This is a genomic window from Streptomyces sp. NPDC048644 (assembly GCF_043199105.1).
Classification (GTDB): Bacteria; Actinomycetota; Actinomycetes; order Streptomycetales; family Streptomycetaceae; genus Streptomyces.
On record NZ_JBICVO010000009.1, the window covers coordinates 24,680 to 41,736 of the forward strand.

General features: G+C 70.6%; 14 protein-coding genes. 3 read left to right on the plus strand and 11 right to left on the minus strand.

Features of this window, described 5'->3' with window-relative positions:
- Positions 1-13: 13 nt before the first annotated feature.
- From alaS to rpsD, 4 genes are all read right to left on the minus strand, one after another.
- On the minus strand, positions 14-2,683 hold the full coding sequence (gene alaS, locus ACGFNI_RS21365) for an alanine--tRNA ligase (RefSeq protein ID WP_393685966.1): 2,670 nt from the start codon (positions 2,681-2,683) through the stop codon (positions 14-16).
- Positions 2,683-3,030, minus strand: coding sequence for a DUF6167 family protein (locus ACGFNI_RS21370; protein WP_393685968.1), 348 nt, complete (start codon positions 3,028-3,030; stop codon positions 2,683-2,685). The genes alaS and ACGFNI_RS21370 overlap by 1 nt, the downstream gene beginning before the upstream one ends.
- Positions 3,031-3,038: 8 nt before the next feature.
- A complete protein-coding gene (locus ACGFNI_RS21375) occupies positions 3,039-3,473 on the minus strand; it encodes a DUF948 domain-containing protein (protein ID WP_393685970.1) in 435 nt (144 codons plus the stop codon).
- 297 nt (positions 3,474-3,770) lie between these two features.
- The gene (gene rpsD / locus ACGFNI_RS21380) at positions 3,771-4,382 is read right to left on the minus strand and encodes a 30S ribosomal protein S4 (protein ID WP_393685972.1); all 612 of its coding nucleotides are present in this window, start codon (positions 4,380-4,382) and stop codon (positions 3,771-3,773) included.
- Positions 4,383-4,567: 185 nt separating this feature from the next.
- Here rpsD and ACGFNI_RS21385 point away from each other — a divergent pair, with 185 nt between their 5' ends.
- On the plus strand, positions 4,568-5,326 hold the full coding sequence (locus tag ACGFNI_RS21385; RefSeq protein ID WP_393685973.1) for a DUF2470 domain-containing protein: 759 nt from the start codon (positions 4,568-4,570) through the stop codon (positions 5,324-5,326).
- Positions 5,327-5,482: 156 nt separating this feature from the next.
- Here the strand turns inward: ACGFNI_RS21385 and ACGFNI_RS21390 are convergent, their stop codons facing one another.
- The 4 genes from ACGFNI_RS21390 to ACGFNI_RS21405 form a co-directional block, all read right to left on the minus strand.
- On the minus strand, positions 5,483-6,841 hold the full coding sequence (locus ACGFNI_RS21390; protein WP_393685975.1) for a replication-associated recombination protein A: 1,359 nt from the start codon (positions 6,839-6,841) through the stop codon (positions 5,483-5,485).
- Positions 6,842-6,926: 85 nt separating this feature from the next.
- Positions 6,927-7,571: a vitamin K epoxide reductase family protein gene (locus ACGFNI_RS21395; RefSeq protein WP_393685977.1), complete on the minus strand. Its 645-nt coding sequence runs from the start codon at positions 7,569-7,571 to the stop codon at positions 6,927-6,929.
- Between the two features lie 383 nt (positions 7,572-7,954).
- On the minus strand, positions 7,955-9,217 hold the full coding sequence (gene hisS, locus ACGFNI_RS21400) for a histidine--tRNA ligase (protein ID WP_393685978.1): 1,263 nt from the start codon (positions 9,215-9,217) through the stop codon (positions 7,955-7,957).
- Between the two features lie 11 nt (positions 9,218-9,228).
- Positions 9,229-9,942 carry an MBL fold metallo-hydrolase gene (locus tag ACGFNI_RS21405; protein ID WP_393685980.1) on the minus strand — a complete coding sequence of 238 codons (714 nt, stop codon included), beginning with the start codon at positions 9,940-9,942 and terminating at the stop codon, positions 9,229-9,231.
- A gap of 180 nt (positions 9,943-10,122) precedes the next feature.
- Here ACGFNI_RS21405 and ACGFNI_RS21410 point away from each other — a divergent pair, with 180 nt between their 5' ends.
- Together ACGFNI_RS21410 and ACGFNI_RS21415 are read left to right on the plus strand one after the other, a co-directional pair.
- Positions 10,123-10,947, plus strand: a complete 825-nt coding sequence (locus ACGFNI_RS21410; RefSeq protein ID WP_393685982.1) for a peptidylprolyl isomerase — start codon at positions 10,123-10,125, stop codon at positions 10,945-10,947.
- 241 nt (positions 10,948-11,188) lie between these two features.
- Positions 11,189-12,418 carry a DUF349 domain-containing protein gene (locus tag ACGFNI_RS21415; RefSeq protein WP_393685984.1) on the plus strand — a complete coding sequence of 410 codons (1,230 nt, stop codon included), beginning with the start codon at positions 11,189-11,191 and terminating at the stop codon, positions 12,416-12,418.
- A gap of 70 nt (positions 12,419-12,488) precedes the next feature.
- Here ACGFNI_RS21415 and ACGFNI_RS21420 read toward each other — a convergent pair whose 3' ends face one another.
- The 3 genes from ACGFNI_RS21420 to secF form a co-directional block, all read right to left on the minus strand.
- Complete coding sequence (locus ACGFNI_RS21420; protein ID WP_393685986.1) at positions 12,489-15,218, minus strand: RelA/SpoT family protein; 2,730 nt, start codon at positions 15,216-15,218, stop codon at positions 12,489-12,491.
- 172 nt (positions 15,219-15,390) lie between these two features.
- The gene (locus tag ACGFNI_RS21425; protein ID WP_393685988.1) at positions 15,391-15,939 is read right to left on the minus strand and encodes an adenine phosphoribosyltransferase; all 549 of its coding nucleotides are present in this window, start codon (positions 15,937-15,939) and stop codon (positions 15,391-15,393) included.
- Positions 15,936-17,057 (minus strand): protein translocase subunit SecF, encoded by a 1,122-nt coding sequence (secF, locus tag ACGFNI_RS21430; protein ID WP_393685989.1) that lies wholly within the window; start codon positions 17,055-17,057, stop codon positions 15,936-15,938. Before secF ends, ACGFNI_RS21425 begins: the two co-directional genes overlap by 4 nt.

Sequence of the window (17,057 nt, forward strand, 5' to 3'; positions counted from 1 at the left end):
CTCACTCACGCCGTCAGGCCGCCTCGGCGACGAGCCGCTCGACGGCCTCGATGGCCTCGGGCACGGCAGCGGCGTTCTGGCCGCCGCCCTGGGCGACGTCCGGCTTGCCGCCGCCGCCTCCGCCGAGGGTCTTGGCAGCCGTACGGACCAGGTCGCCGGCCTTGATGCCGCGCTCGCGGGCGGCCTCGTTGGTGGCGATGACCGTGACCGGGCGGCCGTTGGTAACCGTGAACAGGGCCACGACGGCGGCGCGGTCACCCGGGATGCGGCCCCGGACGTCCAGCACCAGCTTGCGCAGGTCGTCGGCGGAGGTACCGTCCGGGACCTGTCCGGAGGCCAGGGCCACACCGCGGACGTCCTTGGCGCCATCGGCCAGACCGGCAGCCGCCTGGAGCACCTTCTCGGCGCGGTACTTCTCGATCTCCTTCTCGGCGTCCCGCAGCTTGGCCAGGACACCCGAGATCTTCTCGGGCAGCTCGTCGGGGCGGCCCTTGACCAGCTCGGTCAGCTGCGAGACGACGGTGTGCTCACGGGCGAGGAACTTGTAGGCGTCCACACCCACCAGCGCCTCGACGCGACGGACGCCGGAGCCGATGGACGACTCGCCGAGCAGCTTCACCAGGCCGAGCTGGGCGGTGTTGTGGACGTGGGTACCGCCGCACAGCTCCTTGGAGAAGTCGCCGATGGTGACCACGCGCACCCGGTCGCCGTACTTCTCGCCGAACTCGGCGATGGCGCCCTGCTTCTTGGCGTCCTCCATGCTCATGACCTCGGCGTGCACGTCGAGTTCGCGGGAGAGCACTTCGTTGATCTTCTGCTCGACGTCGGTGAGGACGGCACCCGGCACGGCGGCCGGCGAGCCGAAGTCGAAGCGGAAGCGGCCCGGGGAGTTCTCCGAACCGGCCTGCGCGGCGGTCGGCCCGAGGGCGTCACGCAGCGCCTGGTGGGTGAGGTGGGTGGCGCTGTGGGCACGGGCGATGGCGCGCCTGCGGGACACGTCGATGGTGGCGTACGCGGCGGAGCCCAGCACCACCTCGCCGACCTGGACGACGCCCTTGTGCACCGTGACGCCGGGGACCGGCTTCTGCACATCGCGGATCTGCACGACGGCGCCGGATTCGAGCCTGATCCGGCCGGTGTCGGCGAGCTGGCCGCCGCCCTCGGCGTAGAAGGGGGTGCGGTCCAGCACGACCTCGACCTCGTCACCCTCGTGGGCGGCGGGGGCCGGGGCGCCGTTGACCAGCAGGCCGACGACGGTGGACTCGCCCTCGGTGTCGCGGTATCCGGTGAACTCCGTGGCACCGGAGGTGTCGGCGACCTCGCGGTAGGCGGACAGGTCGGCGTGGCCGTGCTTCTTGGACTGGGCGTCGGCCTTGGCGCGCTCCCGCTGCTCCTTCATCAGCCGGCGGAAGCCGTCCTCGTCCACCGAAAGGCCCTGTTCGGCGGCCATTTCGAGGGTGAGGTCGATGGGGAAGCCCCAGGTGTCGTGGAGCAGGAACGCCTTGTCGCCGGCCAGGACCTTGCCGCCGGTGGCCTTGGTCTCCGTGACGGCGGTGTCGAGGATGTTGGTGCCGGCCTTCAGCGTCTTGACGAAGGCGGCCTCCTCGGCGAGGGCGACCGTCTCGATGCGGCGGCGGTCCTCCAGCAGCTCCGGGTACTGCTGGCCCATCGTCTTGATGACGACGTCCAGCAGCTCGCCGACGACCAGGCCGTCGGCGCCGAGCAGCCGCATGTTGCGGATGGCGCGGCGCATGATGCGGCGCAGGACGTAGCCGCGGCCTTCGTTGCCGGGGGTGACGCCGTCGCCGATGAGCATCGTGGAGGTGCGCATGTGGTCGGCGACCACGCGCAGCGAGACGTCGGAGGCGTCCGACGCGCCGTAGCGGACGCCGGTCAGCTCGGTGGCCTTGTCGATGACCACGCGCAGGGTGTCCGTCTCGTACATGTTGCGGACGTCCTGCAGGATCATCGCCAGGCGCTCGAGTCCGAGGCCGGTGTCGATGTTCTGGCTGGGCAGGTCGCCGAGGATCTCGAAGTCCTCCTTGCCGATGCCCGCGCCCCGCTCGTACTGCATGAAGACGAGGTTCCAGATTTCCACGTACCGCTCGTCGTTGACGGCAGGGCCGCCCTCGACGCCGAATCCCGGGCCGCGGTCGTAGTTGATCTCGGAGCAGGGTCCGCAGGGGCCGGGGACGCCCATGGACCAGTAGTTCTCCTTCTTGCCGAGGCGCTGGATGCGCTCGGCCGGCACGCCGACGACCTCGCGCCAGATGCGCTCGGCCTCGTCGTCGTCGAGGTAGACCGTGATCCAGAGCTTCTCCGGGTCCAGGCCGTAGCCACCGTCGGCCTGGGAGCCGGTCAGCAGCTCCCAGGCGAACTTGATGGCGCCTTCCTTGAAGTAGTCGCCGAAGGAGAAGTTGCCGCACATCTGGAAGAAGGTGCCGTGCCTGGTGGTCTTGCCCACCTCTTCGATGTCCGGGGTCCGCACGCACTTCTGGACGCTGGTGGCCCGGTCGAAGGGCGGCTTGACCTCGCCGAGGAAGTACGGCTTGAACGGCACCATGCCCGCGGGGACCAGCAGCAGCGTCGGGTCGTCCGCGATGAGCGACGCCGACGGCACGACGGTGTGCCCGCGCTCCTCGAAGAAGCGCAGCCAGCGGCGGCGGATTTCAGCCGACTCCATCAGTGGTCCTCATTTCCAGTCGGTCCGGCAATACCGGACGGTCCGGTTGCTCTCGTGGTTCGGTGGGGAGTTTCGAGCACCGCGCGGTAGTGCGATGCGGGGAGTTCACGTGGGTCGCCGGACCCGGTCAGACCCAGTGCATCGTGCAACTGCTCTTCACGGTCCGCCATTCCCGCGCGTACGTCCACTGCAAATTGACGCAGCCGGTGGCCGGTTTCCACGGCCTTGTCCGCGGCCTGCGCCGCGAGGCTGTCGGGCTGGAGCCTGCGCAGCTTGCGGTGAACCTTGTTGGTGGCCCACACGCCGGCTGCGGCGCCGGTGGTGAACCAGAATGCGCGGCGGAACATCGCGGTGATCAGTCCTTGGAGCGACGGTTGCGGCGCCCGCCCCGGCGGGCGCCGGGCAGGGTACGGCCGACGACGACGGTGCGCTTCGGCTCCGGCTCGCCCTTCTTGCCGATCGCGCGGCGCACGCCGTAGCCGAAGGCAGCGACCTTGACCAGCGGCCCGCCGAAGGCGGACGAGACGGTCGAGGAGAGCGCGGAGGCGTTGGCCGTGACCTCTTGCACATCGGCGGCGATGGCGTCGACGCGGGCGAGTTGGGTGTGCGCCGAGCGGACCGTGGCCGACGCGTCGGCGAGGAGCGGGACGGCCTGGTCGGACACCTCGGCCACCATCTTGGTCGTCGCCTTGAGCGTCTGCGCGAGCCTCACCAGCACCAGGGCGAGGAACGACACGAGGATCGCCCAGAAGACGGCGACCAGGATCCCTGCCACCTCTCCACCGGACACGTTGGCACCACTCTCCGACTGGTCTGGTTCGTCCTGCTCGAACGGCAGCCTCGACCTTATCGCGCCGTGACTGTGCGTCCGTACCCCGATTCCGGTGCGCCGGGCGGGGCCGCGGGAGACGCGGCCAGGAGAACGTACGGTCCGCACGCACTCCCGTACCCTCCGTGTTCCGGGCGACGTTCCGAACGCCCACCGGCCGCCGCGCTCCGGGTTCCCGGCACGCAGCAGCCCGCCGCCTCCCCCTCCGCGAGCGGCGGGGAGACGGCGGGCTGAAGCTGCCGGGTGGCTACGCCTGGATCAGCGGGCGTAGTACTCGACGACGAGCTGCTCGTCGCAGATCACCGGGATCTCCTTGCGGTTGGGATCCCGGTCCAGGCGGAACGCCAGCGCCTGGAGGTTGACCTCCAGGTAGCGCGGGGTCTCGCCGTCGGGGGCGTAGCCGCCCTCGCGCGCAACCTGGAAGGGGTGCTTCTCGCGGCTGCGCTCGCGGACCATCACGACGTCGCCGGGGCGGACGCGGAAGGACGGCTTGTCGACCTTGCGGTCGTTGACCGAGATGTGGCCGTGCACGACCATCTGGCGGGCCTGGTAGATGGTGCGGGCGATGCCCGACCGCAGGACGAGCGCGTCCAGACGGCGCTCAAGCTCGACGATGAGGGCTTCGCCCGTCTTGCCTTCGACCTTCCGAGCGCGGTCGTAGGCACGCGCCATCTGGCGCTCGCTGATGTCGTACTGCGCACGCAGACGCTGCTTCTCGAGCAGCCGGACCTTGTAGTCACTGTTCTGCTTGCGGCCACGGCCGTGCTCGCCGGGCGGGTAGGGACGGGCCTCGAAGTACTTGACGGCCTTCGGCGTCAGGGCGATGCCGAGCGCGCGGGACTTCTTGACCTTGGGACGCGACTGGTTCACGTGGAACGTTCCTCCATGTAAGTTAGGTGAGGCTTACCTTAGCGCGAGGAGAACGCATGTTTCGACCTGGGATCCCCCTGCCCGGCGCCGTTCACAGCACCGAATCGGGTCAGCCGCGTCCCGTGGAAGACGCCCAGCGACCCACTGCCGCCGAGCGCGTACGAACTCTCGTCGATTCCAATGGTATGGCTTCTCTCAGCATCCCCAGAGTCGAGGACCTCGACGAGAGCGGACTTTCCGCACCTGTCTGTCGCACCGTGACACCCCAAGGTGACGTGCTATTGCTGGCTCCAGGCGACTCTGCGGCGGCCCGAGCGGCGGCGCACGCGCAGGACGACGACCTGGCAGCCGTGATGGAGATCACGGATGTTGCACCCGTTTCGGTGCCCCATCGCATCCGTGGACGGGCCTGGGTGGCCGGCTGGCTCACCCCCGTACGCAACGACGACCGGGCCCGCTGCGCGATGCTGCTCGCCGAACGCCATCCGGTGGGTGAGCTGCTCGGCATCGGCGAGGCGCTCCAGCCGGAGCCCGCACCCGGCCTCTACGGGCGGGCGGCCTGGGTGATGCTGCGCCTGGAGGTCGGCGAGTGCGCGGTGGACGACCTGTGGGGCGCGGAATCCGTCGAGCCCGACGAGTTCGCCGACGCCTCCCCCGACCCGCTGGTGGCCCACGAAGCGGAGCTGCTGCAGCATCTGGACGCGTCGCACGGCGAACAGGTGCGCGCGCTGTGCAGCCTGCTCGGCGAGCGGGCCGCGGAGTTCTGCGGCGTACGGGACCGCGCCGCGCCGGTGGCCCTGGACCGCTTCGGGCTGCGGGTCCGCTTCACCGGCACCACCGACCAGCGGTCGTTCGACGCGCGGTTCGACTTTCCCGAGCCGGTGCGGGACGTGGCCGAACTGCGCCGCGCGATGCACGCGCTCTTCGACGCCGCCATGGAGTGACCCCGGGCCGCGCCGGGTCGGCGCCACGGCCGCCGCGGGCACCGGTCCGCGGCCGGTCGGCCGTCCGGGACGGTCCGTCGTCCACCCGGTGAACCACAGTCGCCCGGCAGGCCGGCGGCGGGCGTCCCGGGCGCCCGTCTCTCAGCCGCCCGTCTCTCAGTCGCCCGTTTCGCCGCGCAGCCGGGCCCGGACCCGCTCGGCGACATCGGCGTAACGCGCCTCGGCGCCGTGCCGGGTCGGGGTGTAGTACCGCTTGCCGTGGACCTCGTCCGGCGCGTACTGCTGTGCCGCGATGCCGCCCGGCAGGTCGTGCGGGTACTGGTACCCCTGGCCGTGGCCGAGCTTCTGGGCGCCCTTGTAGTGGCTGTCGCGCAGATGGGCCGGTACCGGGCCCGCCTGACCCGCTCGGACGTCCGCGAGCGCGGCGTCTATCGCGGTGTAGGCGGCGTTCGACTTCGGGGCCAGGGCGAGGGCGATGGTGGCCTGGCCGAGGGTGATCCGAGCCTCGGGGAAGCCGATCATCGCGACCGCCTGGGCCGCGGCCACCGCGGTCTGCAGCGCGGAGGGGTCGGCCAGGCCGATGTCCTCACTGGCCGAGATCATCAACCGGCGGGCGATGAAGCGGGGGTCCTCCCCCGCCTCGATCATGCGCGCCAGATAGTGCAGCGCCGCGTCGACGTCCGAACCCCGGATGGACTTGATCAGCGCGCTGGCGACGTCGTAGTGCTGGTCGCCGTCCCGGTCGTACTTCACCGCGGCGCGGTCGACGGACTCCTCCAGGGTCTGGAGGGTGATCTCCTTCTCGCCCTTGGCCAGCGCGGAGCCCGCGCCGGCCTCCAGGGCGGTCAGCGCCCGCCTGGCGTCCCCGCCGGCGATCCGCAGCAGATGCGCCTCGGTGTCGTCGGGCAGCGTCACCGCGCCGGCCAGGCCGCGCTCCGCGGTCAGCGCACGCGCCAGCAGGCCGCGCAGATCGTCGTCGGTGAGCGGTTCGAGGGTCAGCAGCAGGGAGCGGGAGAGCAGCGGGGAGATCACCGAGAAGTACGGATTCTCGGTCGTGGCGGCGATGAGGGTGACCCAGCGGTTCTCCACGGCGGGCAGCAGGGAGTCCTGCTGGGCCTTGCTGAAGCGGTGGATCTCGTCGAGGAAGAGGACGGTCTCCTTGCCGTAACCGCCCGAGGCGCGGCGGGCGCCGTCGATGACGGCCCGCACCTCCTTGACTCCCGCGGTGATCGCGGACAGCTCCACGAAGCGCTTGTTCGTCGCCTGGCTGACGACGTAGGCCAGGGTCGTCTTGCCGATGCCCGGCGGTCCCCACAGGAACACGGACGACGGTCCGGCCGGGCCGCCGCTGCCCTCACCGACCAGGCGACGCAACGGAGACCCCGGCTTGAGCAGATGCTGCTGTCCCACGACCTCGTCGAGGGTGCGCGGACGCATCCGTACGGCGAGGGGAGACCCCGCGGGGTCCTTCTCTTGACGGTCTTCGGCGGCGGCGGTGAACAGGTCGGGCTCCACGCTCAAGAGCCTATGCCACCCCACTGACAACGCTGCCCGGCCGCGGGTGCGGCCGGGCAGCGGTCGGAGTGCGGCCTGGCGGCCGTCAGATCAGCGAGCTCCAGTAGGACCACCACTTGGTGAGGATCAGCAGCGCGATCACGCCGTACCAGAGCACCGGCACGACCCAGTGGAATTCCAGCACCGCGTTCCGCACCCCCGCGGGGGTCGGGATGATGCCGTGCTTGATGTTGTGCGCCGTGGTGTACCAGAACATCAGGAGGGTGACGCACCAGGTCAGCGTGCACCACACGCACAGCGAGTTGATCTCGTACAGCGACTGGGACATCAGCCACATGCAGAAGACGGTGCCGAGCAGGGTGCCGACGTTGAGGCCGATCCAGTACCAGCGGCGGTAGCGGGCGCCGGCCAGCAGGCCCACGCCGATCGCGATGACCACGGGAAACGCGATCAGACCGGCCATCGGGTTCGGGAATCCGAAGACCTCCGCCTGCGCGCTCTGCATGATGTTGCCGCAGGAGATGATCGGATTCAGGCTGCAGGCCGGCTTGAAGTTCGGGTCCTTCAGCAGCTCGAACTTGTCGATGGTGATGATCCAGGACATCAGGGTGCCCAGCGCGCCGGTGATCACCAGGAGCCAGGCGAGACCACGGCCCGATCCGATGGTGCCCTCACCGCGGTCGCGGTCGTCGTCGGTGGACACGTCGTCGTCCAGCGCTGTCGTCGTCATATCGCGGTTCCGTCGATCCCTTGGGAAGTGGGGGTGGACAAGCGGGCCCGCGGGCAGCGGTCGCGCCCCACATTCTGCCCCAACAGCGGCCCGTATATCCGTTCGGCGAACATAAAGACAACCGCCCGGCGTCGGCAGGCCGCGCCCCCGGAAGCCGTCGCTCACCGGCTGACCGGCGCCGTTGCCCGGCCCCGTGCGGCGCCCGCCGTGGCCCCGCCGCTTCCCGCGGGCCCGCCCGCCACGGGCCGGAACCATCCCCGCGGATGAACGGCCCGTGCAGCGCCTTGACGCCGGTCCCGCTCCACGGGCGACGCGGCGGCACACGAAGGGCCCGTCCGGTGCTGTGCACCGCCGGGCCCTCGTGCCGATGACGTCCGCGGGCCTCAGCCCAGCGCGCGCCTGGTCTCCTCGACGACGGCGTCCAGTGCGACCGGCGTCTGCTCACCGCTCTGCAGGTCCTTGAGCTGCACGACACCTTCGGCCAGGTCGCGCTCGCCGGCCACCAGCGCCAGCCACGCGCCGGAACGGTTGGCCGACTTCATGGCGTTCTTCAGCCCCTTGCCGCCGAACGCGAAGTCCGTCGCGATGCCGGCCCTGCGCAGCTCGGTGACCGCCCCGAAGAGCACCCTGCGGGCCTCCTCTCCCAGCGGCACGGCGTAGACCGCGGTGGCGGCCGGGATGTCGAGCGTGACACCCTCCGCCTCCAGCGCCAGCACCGTACGGTCCACGCCCAGCGCCCAGCCGACGGACGGCAGCGCGGGGCCGCCGATCATCTCGGACAGGCCGTCGTACCGTCCGCCGCCGCCCACCGCCGACTGCGAGCCGAGACCGTCGTGGACGAACTCGAAGGTGGTGCGGGTGTAGTAGTCCAGGCCGCGGACCAGCTTCACGTCGTCCTCGAACGCGACTCCGGCCGCGGTCAGCAGCTCGCGCACCTGCTCGTGGTACGCCTTGCACGCCTCGCACAGGTAGTCGCGGAGCATCGGCGCCCCGACGAGCCGCTCCTGGACGTACTCGCGCTTGTCGTCCAGCACCCGCAGCGGGTTGATGTCGATCCGGCGCCGGGTGTCCTCGTCCAGGTCGAGGCCGCGCAGGAAGTCCTGGAGCGCGGTCCGGTAGACCGGGCGGCACTCCTTGTCGCCCAGCGAGTTGAGCAGGATGCGGAAGTCGCGCAGCCCGAGCGCGCGGTACGCCTGGTCGGCCAGGATGATCAGCTCGGCGTCGAGCGCCGGGTCCTCGGCGCCGATCGCCTCGGCACCGACCTGCGAGAAGTGGCGGTAACGGCCCTTCTGCGGGCGCTCGTAGCGGTAGTACGAGCCGGAGTACCAGAGCTTGACGGGGAGGTTGCCGCCCTTGTGGAGGTTGGCCTCCAGCGCGGCGCGCAGCACGGACGCGGTGCCCTCCGGGCGCAGCGCGAGCTGGTCGCCGCCCTTGGTCTCGAAGGCGTACATCTCCTTGGTCACGATGTCGGTGGACTCACCGACGCCGCGGGCGAACAGCTCGACGTTCTCGAAGCCCGGCGTCTCGATGTAGCCGTACCCGGAGTTCTTCAGCGGGGCGGAAATCGCCTCGCGCACCGCGAGATAGGTCGCGGAATTCGGCGGGAGCAGGTCGTACGTGCCCTTGGGTGCCTGAAAGGTGCTCACGGAAAGTCTCGTCACATTCCTCGTCGCGGAGGGGCAGTTGTGCCGTCTCCGAGGCCGGCGGCCAGCTCCCGCAGGTAGGGGTTGCCGGTGCGCTCGCGGCCGATGGTGGTCTGGGTGCCGTGCCCGGACAGGACGACGGTCGAATCCTCCAGCGGCAGGCACACGCGCGCCAGCGACTGCAGGATCTCGGCGTGGTCGCCGCCCGGCAGGTCGGTGCGTCCGATGGAGCCGGCGAACAGCAGGTCGCCGGAGAAGAGGACCGGCGGAATGTCCTCCTGCTCGGGCATTCTGAACGTCACCGACCCCTTGGTATGGCCCGGGGCGTGCGCGACGGAGAATTCCATGCCGGCCAGCTCCAGGGCGCTGCCGTCGGTGAGTTCCTTGACGTCGTCCGGTTCACCGACGGTCAGTTCGCCCATGAGCTGCGCGCCGAAGGACCGGCCGATGGCCTTCTCCGGGTCGCTCATCATGTAGCGGTCCTCGGGGTGGATCCAGGCGGGGACGTCGTGCGCCCCGCACACCGGGACGACCGAGGCGACGTGGTCGATGTGGCCATGGGTCAGGACGACCGCGACGGGCTTGAGCCGATGTTTGCGCACCGCGTCCTCGACTCCTTGGGCCGCTTGGTGGCCCGGGTCGATGATCACGCACTCCTCGCCCGCGGCGGGGGCGACCAAATAGCAGTTGGTCCCCCAGGCCCCGGCCGGGAACCCGGCAATCAGCACGTTCGTCCTTAAAGGTCGGTGGGGCGGCGGCTCGTGCACTCGGCCGCTCCGGAACAATTCGGCAGCTCCAGAGCCTACCGGCGCGACTCCCGCGGTTGCGAACCCGTATACGGTACGGCCACGGCAGACCAGAGCGACCCGCGCGCGGCAGGACCGGAGCGCAGGACAAGGAGACGACCGGTGGTCAGCAGCGATCAGCGGCGGCGGCAGCTCGCCAGGGAGAAGTTCGCGCGCCAGCAGCAGCGGCGGGCCGCAGCCCGGCGCAAGGCCAGACGCCGCAACGTGATCATCGCGTCCGCGCTGGCCGTGGTGGTGGCCGCGGGCGCCGCGGCGTACGCGACGGCCGGTCTCGGCGGCAACGACCGGTCGTCCGACGAGGCCGCCGCTGGCCCCACGAAGCCGGCCGACCCGTGCGCCCGCCCCGCGAAGGGCTCGCCGTCGAAGAAGAAGTGGAAGAAGGAGCCCGCGATGTCCGTCGACACCTCGGCCGCCTATTCCGCGAAGCTGCGGACCACCTGCGGTGAGATCGACCTGAAGCTGGACGCGGGCAAGGCCCCGCACACCGTCAACTCCTTCGCGTTCCTCACCAAACAGGGGTATTTCGACCACAGCAAGTGCCACCGTCTGGTGGACCAGGGTATTTACGTCCTCCAGTGCGGCGACCCGACCGCCACCGGCGCCGGCACTCCCGGCTACACCCTCCCGGACGAGAACCTCAAGGACCCGCGTCTCAAGGGCGGCGTCTATCCGGCGGGCACGGTCGCGATGGCCAACCAGTACGACGGCAAGAGCGACAAGACCCGCAATTCCGGGGGCAGTCAGTTCTTCCTCGTCTATCAGGACAGCAAGCTGCCGCCGAACTACACGCCGTTCGGGACGATCACCGGCGGCATGGACGTCCTCAAGAAGATCGCCGCGGCCGGTTCGGCCCCCGAGTCGCAGACCGGCAACACCGCACCGAACGCCACGGTCGTCATCAACCGCGCCACGGTTGCCGCGTCCTGACGGTGACCGGGGCGATCCGCCGTCCCGGTGTGTCCACCGCGTAATTTCGGTCGTGCTGGATGCGGACAGCCGACCGCCCTTCGCCTAGATTGGCGTTGTGTAGGGTGCCTGCGCCGACGGCTGCCACCCGCACCCGCAAGACCGCCCGTCGGACCGGCCAGGGCGCAGCTCTGCCGGACAGAAACTGTGGACGATGCCGGGGGGCCGCGCGCCCTCGTCGGCATCATGTGGAGGAGGCGCTGTGAGCAGCGACCCATGGGGCCGCGTCGATGAGACGGGGACCGTGTACGTGCGTACCGCCGACGGCGAGCAGGTCGTCGGATCGTGGCAGGCGGGATCCCCCGAGGAGGCCCTCGCCTACTTCGAGCGCAAGTATGAGGGCCTGGTCGTCGAGATCGGCCTCCTCGAGCGCCGGGTCAAGACCACCGACCTGTCGGCGAAGGACGCGACGGCCGCGATCGACCATCTGCGTCAGCAGGTCGACGAGCACCACGCGGTCGGCGACCTGGACGCGCTGAGGAAGCGGCTCGACGCCCTCGTCGGCACGGTCGACGCGCGGCGCGAGGAGCGCAAGGCGCAGAAGGCCAAGCAGAGCGACGAGGCCAGGCTGGCCAAGGAGAAGCTGGTCGCCGAGGCCGAGGAGCTGGCGGCCAGCGAGCAGTGGCGGGCGGCCGGCGAGCGGCTGCGGGCGCTGGTCGACACCTGGAAGGGGCTGCCGCGCCTCGACCGCAAGGCGGACGACGAGCTGTGGCACCGCTTCTCGCACGCCCGCTCCGCGTTCTCCAAGCGGCGCAAGGCGCACTTCGCCTCGCTCGACGCGCAGCGCGAGGAGGCCAGGCAGGCCAAGGAGAAGCTGGTCGCCGAGGCGCAGGCGCTGTCGAACTCGACGGACTGGGGGGCCACCGCCGCCCGTTACCGCGAGCTGATGACCGAATGGAAGGCCGCGGGCCGCGCCCAGCGCGAGCACGAGGACGACCTGTGGAACCGCTTCCGCGGCGCCCAGGACGTCTTCTTCCAGGCCCGCGGCGAGGTCTTCGCGGAACGGGACGCCGAGCAGCGGGAGAACCTGACCCGCAAGGAGGAGCTGGTCACCGAGGCCGAGAAGCTGCTCCCGGTGACCGACCTGAAGGCGGCGCGGGCCGCGTTCCGTTCGGTCAACGAGCGGTGGGAGGCCATCGGCCACGTGCCGCGGGACGCCCGTCCGAAGATCGAGGGGCGGATCCACGCCGTCGAGCGCGCCATCCAGGAGGCCGAGGAGGCCGACTGGCGGCGTACGAACCCGGAGGCGCGGGCGCGGGCTGCGGGCCTGACCGGCCAGCTCCAGGACGCCGTCGACAAGCTGGAGAAGCAGATCGACACGGCGCGGGCGGCCGGCAACAACGCCAAGGCCGACAAGCTCGGCCGGGAGCTCGAGGGCCGCAAGGCGCTGCTGGACCAGGCGCTGAAGGGCCTTGAGGAGTTCGGCGGCTGAGCGTTGAGCCACTGATACGAGGAGGGCCCCGGTACGCATCACGTACCGGGGCCCTCTCCGTGCGTGCCTGCTACGGCCTGCGTGCCGACGTCACGCGGTAGACGTCGTACACGCCTTCCACGCCGCGTACCGCCTTGAGGACATGGCCGAGGTGCTTGGGGTCGCCCATCTCGAACGTGAAGCGCGAGGTGGCGACCCGGTCGCGGGAGGTCTGGACGGCCGCGGACAGGATATTGACGTGCTGGTCGGACAGGACGCGGGTGACGTCCGACAGCAGCCGCGAGCGGTCCAGCGCCTCGACCTGGATGGCGACCAGGAAGACCGAGGACTGGGTGGGCGCCCACTCGACCTCCAGGATCCGCTCCGGCTGCTTGGACAGCGAGTCGACGTTGACGCAGTCGGCGCGGTGCACCGAGACGCCGCTGCCGCGGGTGACGAAGCCGATGATGGGGTCGCCCGGGACCGGGGTGCAGCAGCGGGCGAGCTTGACCCAGACGTCGTCGACGCCCTTGACGACCACACCCGGGTCGGCGTTGGAGCGGCGCTTGGAGCGCCGGATCGGGGTGGACTCGGCGATGTCCTCGGTGGCCTCGTCCTGCCCGCCGAGCGCCTGCACCAGCTTCTGGACGACGCCCTGGGCCGCGACATGGCCCTCACCGATCGCGGCGTACAGCGACGAGATGTCGGGGTAGCGCATCTCGTGCGCGAGGGTGACCAGGGAGTCGCCGGTGAGAATTCGCTGTATCGGCAGGTTCTGCTTGCGCATGGCGCGCGCGATGGCGTCCTTGCCCTGCTCGATCGCCTCGTCGCGGCGCTCCTTGGAGAACCAGGCGCGGATCTTGTTGCGGGCGCGCGGGGACTTGACGAAGCCCAGCCAGTCGCGCGACGGGCCGGCTCCGGGCGCCTTGGAGGTGAAGACCTCCACCAAGTCGCCGTTGTCCAGGGTCGATTCGAGCGGCACCAGCCGTCCGTTGACCCGCGCCCCTATCGTGCGGTGGCCGACCTCCGTGTGCACCGCGTACGCGAAGTCGACGGGGGTGGCGCCGGCCGGCAGCGCTATGACGTCGCCCTTCGGCGTGAAGACGAAGACTTCGTTGCGGGAGAGGTCGAAGCGCAGCGATTCGAGGAACTCGCCCGGGTCCTCGGTCTCCTTCTGCCAGTCCAGGAGCTGCCGCAGCCAGGCCATGTCGTTGACGGTGTCCTGGCCCGCGCCCTTGCCCGCGCCCTTGGGGACGTCGGTACGCACCTTGGAGGCGCCGGCGACGGCTTCCTGCTTGTACTTCCAGTGCGCGGCGATGCCGTATTCGGCGCGGCGGTGCATGTCGAACGTGCGGATCTGCAGCTCGACGGGCTTGCCGGCCGGCCCGATGACCGTCGTGTGCAGCGACTGGTACATGTTGAACTTGGGCATCGCGATGTAGTCCTTGAACCGGCCGGGGACCGGATTCCATCGCGCGTGGACGGTGCCGAGCGCCGCGTAGCAGTCGCGGACGGTGTCGACGAGGACGCGGATGCCCACCAGGTCGTAGATCTCCGCGAAGTCACGGCCGCGGACGATCATCTTCTGGTAGACGCTGTAGTAGTGCTTGGGGCGGCCGGTGACGGTGGCCTTGATGCGGGCGGAGCGCAGGTCGGCCTGGACCTCGTCGGTCACTATCGCCAGGTACTCGTCCCGCTTGGGCGCCCGCTCGGCGACCAGCCGCACGATCTCGTCGTACATCTTGGGGTAGAGGATCGCGAAGGCGAGGTCCTCCAGTTCCCACTTGATGGTGTTCATGCCCAGCCGGTGCGCCAGCGGGGCGTAGATCTCCAGCGTCTCGCGGGCCTTCTTCTCCTGCTTCTCCCGCTTGAGGTAGCGCATCGTGCGCATGTTGTGCAGCCGGTCGGCGAGCTTGATGACCAGGACGCGCGGGTCCTTGGCCATCGCGACGACCATCTTGCGGACCGTCTCGGCCTGCGCGGCCTCGCCGAACTTGACCCGGTCGAGCTTGGTGACGCCGTCGACGAGCAGCGCCACCTGGTCGCCGAAGTCGCGGCGCAGGGTGTCCAGGCCGTATTCGGTGTCCTCGACGGTGTCGTGCAGCAGACCCGCCATGAGCGTGGCCGGATCCATGCCCAGCTCGGCGAGGATCGTCGTCACGGCGAGCGGGTGGGTGATGTACGGGTCGCCGCTCTTGCGCTTCTGGCCGCGGTGCCAGCGCTCGGCGACCTGGTAGGCCCGCTCGACCTGGCGCAGCGTCGCCGCCTCGATCTTGGGGTCGTTGCTGCGGACGACCCGCAGCAGCGGCTCCAGGACCGGGTTGTACGGGCTGGAGCGCTGTACGCCCAGTCGGGCGAGGCGGGCGCGTACGCGGTTGGAGGATCCGGAGCGGCCGGGCGGGGCGGGCGCCACCGGCTTGGACACGGATGTGGGGTTCGTGGTCGGGCGGTCGGCCCGGACGGGGGCGGGCGACGTGGCCTTCGACGGGGAGGCAGGGCCGGGAGCCGCCTGCGGGCGGGCGGCCGGTTCAGGCCCCGGGCCCGGCTTCGGTGCCTGGTCCTGCTGCGGCGCGGGCCCCGGCTTCGGGGCGGGCGCGGCTGAGGTGCCGGGCTCCGGCTTCGGGCCCGGTGTCGGCCGTGGCCCGGCCGCGGACGCACCGGTGGGGCCGGCAGGCGTGGCACCGCCGTCGGCCGCGCCCCGCTGCTCGGGCTGCGGCGCGTCCGGATGAGCCGCGTCCTGCGGCTTCTGCTCGTCCGGGCGCGTGGCGGGGGATCCCGCCGGACGCAGTCCGGGGGAGAGCGGCTGGGCCTCGTCTGGCAAGAGCACTCCTCAAGCGGTTCCGGACCACAAGACCAACGATCGGGTCGGGATGCCATCGTATCGACCTCACCGCCCGGCCTCTCCTGCGGCTACGGTCCGTACATGACACAGCGCCGGGGCCACCGGGAAACTTCCCAGGTGACCCCGGCGCCGAAGCGGGTGCCGGGCGGGCTCAGACCGTGATCAGGGCCTCCAGCGGAGCGCCCTTCAAACCGGTCTCCACCCGCTTCCTGCCGTCCAGGAAGCCCAGCTCCATCAGGACGGCCAGGCCGGCGACGTCGGCGCCGGCGCGGCGGATGAGCTGGAGCGAGGCGTGGGCGGTGCCGCCGGTGGCCAGCACGTCGTCGATGACCAGCACCCGGTCCCCCGGGGCCAGCGCGTCGGCGTGGATCTCGACCTCGGCAGTGCCGTATTCGAGGTCGTACCTCTGCCCCAGCGTCGCGCCGGGCAGCTTGCCGGCCTTGCGGACCGGGACGAAACCGATGCCGGCCCGGACCGCCACCGGAGCGGCGAGGATGAATCCGCGTGCCTCCAGGCCGACGACCTTGTCCGCGCGGTGGCGGACGCAGAGGTCGACGAAGGCGTCGGTCAGCGCGCCGAACGCGGCGGCGTCCGCCAGCAGCGGGGTGATGTCCTTGAACATCACTCCGGGCTGGGGGTAGTCCGGCACGTCCGTGATCTTGCTCAGCAGCAGCTCGTGCAGCTCGGCGGGGGCGCTCATCGGCGCTTGCCCGACGGCCGGCCGCGCCCGCGGTTGCGGACGGCGGGCTGGTTGCGCTGGCTGCCGACGCCGCTCGCCGCGGCGGCGGCATCCCCGTCGACTGCCGAGGAGCCGTCCTGCGGCTCCTCCTGCTCGGCGTCCTTGGCCGCGGCTGCCGCGCGCTTCGCCTGGACCCGCTTGGCCAGCGCCTTCATCTGCGGCTCGCTGTTCTTCAGGTCGGCGACCAGCGGGGTCGCGATGAAGATCGACGAGTACGCACCGGCGGCGAGGCCGACGAACAGGGCAAGCGAGATGTCGTTGAGCATGCCGGCGCCCAGCACGCCACCGCCGACGAACAGCAGACCGGCGACCGGCAGCAGCGCGACGACCGTGGTGTTGATGGACCGCACCAGCGTGCCGTTGATGCTGCGGTTGGCGATCTCGCCGTAGGTGAAGCGGGTCTGCTTGGTGATGTCCTTGGAGGCTTCCTTGAGGCTGTCGAAGACGACGACCGTGTCGTACAAGGAGTAACCGAGGATGGTCAGCAGACCGATGACGGTGCCCGGGGTGACCTCGAAGCCGACCAGCGCGTAGACGCCGACCGTGATCGTGAGGTCGTGGATCAGCGCGATCAGCGCGGCGAGCGCCATCCGCCACTCGAACGCGATGGCCAGGTAGATCACCACCAGGACCATGAAGATCCCCAGGCCCAGCCAGGCCTTGTTGGCGATCTCCTCGCCCCAACTCGGGCCGACGAGCTGGGTGTTGATGTCCTTGACCGGGACCTTCAGGTCCTGGGCCAGCTTCTCCTGGACCGGCACCGCCTGCTTGGTGTCCAGACCGCTGATCTGGATGCGCATGGCGCCGCCGCCGAGCTTCTGCACCACGGCCTGGTGGCCGCCGGATGCCGCTTCGGCCTTGTGCTGCACCTCGGACGAGGAGACGGAGGTCTTCGGGGTGGTCAGCACCGCGCCGCCGGAGAACTCGATGCCCATGTTCAGGCCGCGCACCGCCAGGCCGACGAGGGCCGTGATGGTGATGAGGATCGAGATGCCGTACCAGATCTTCCGCTTGCCGATGAAGTCGTAGCCGACCTCACCGCGGTAGAGCCTGGCGCCGAGGTTTCCGAGCTTGGACAT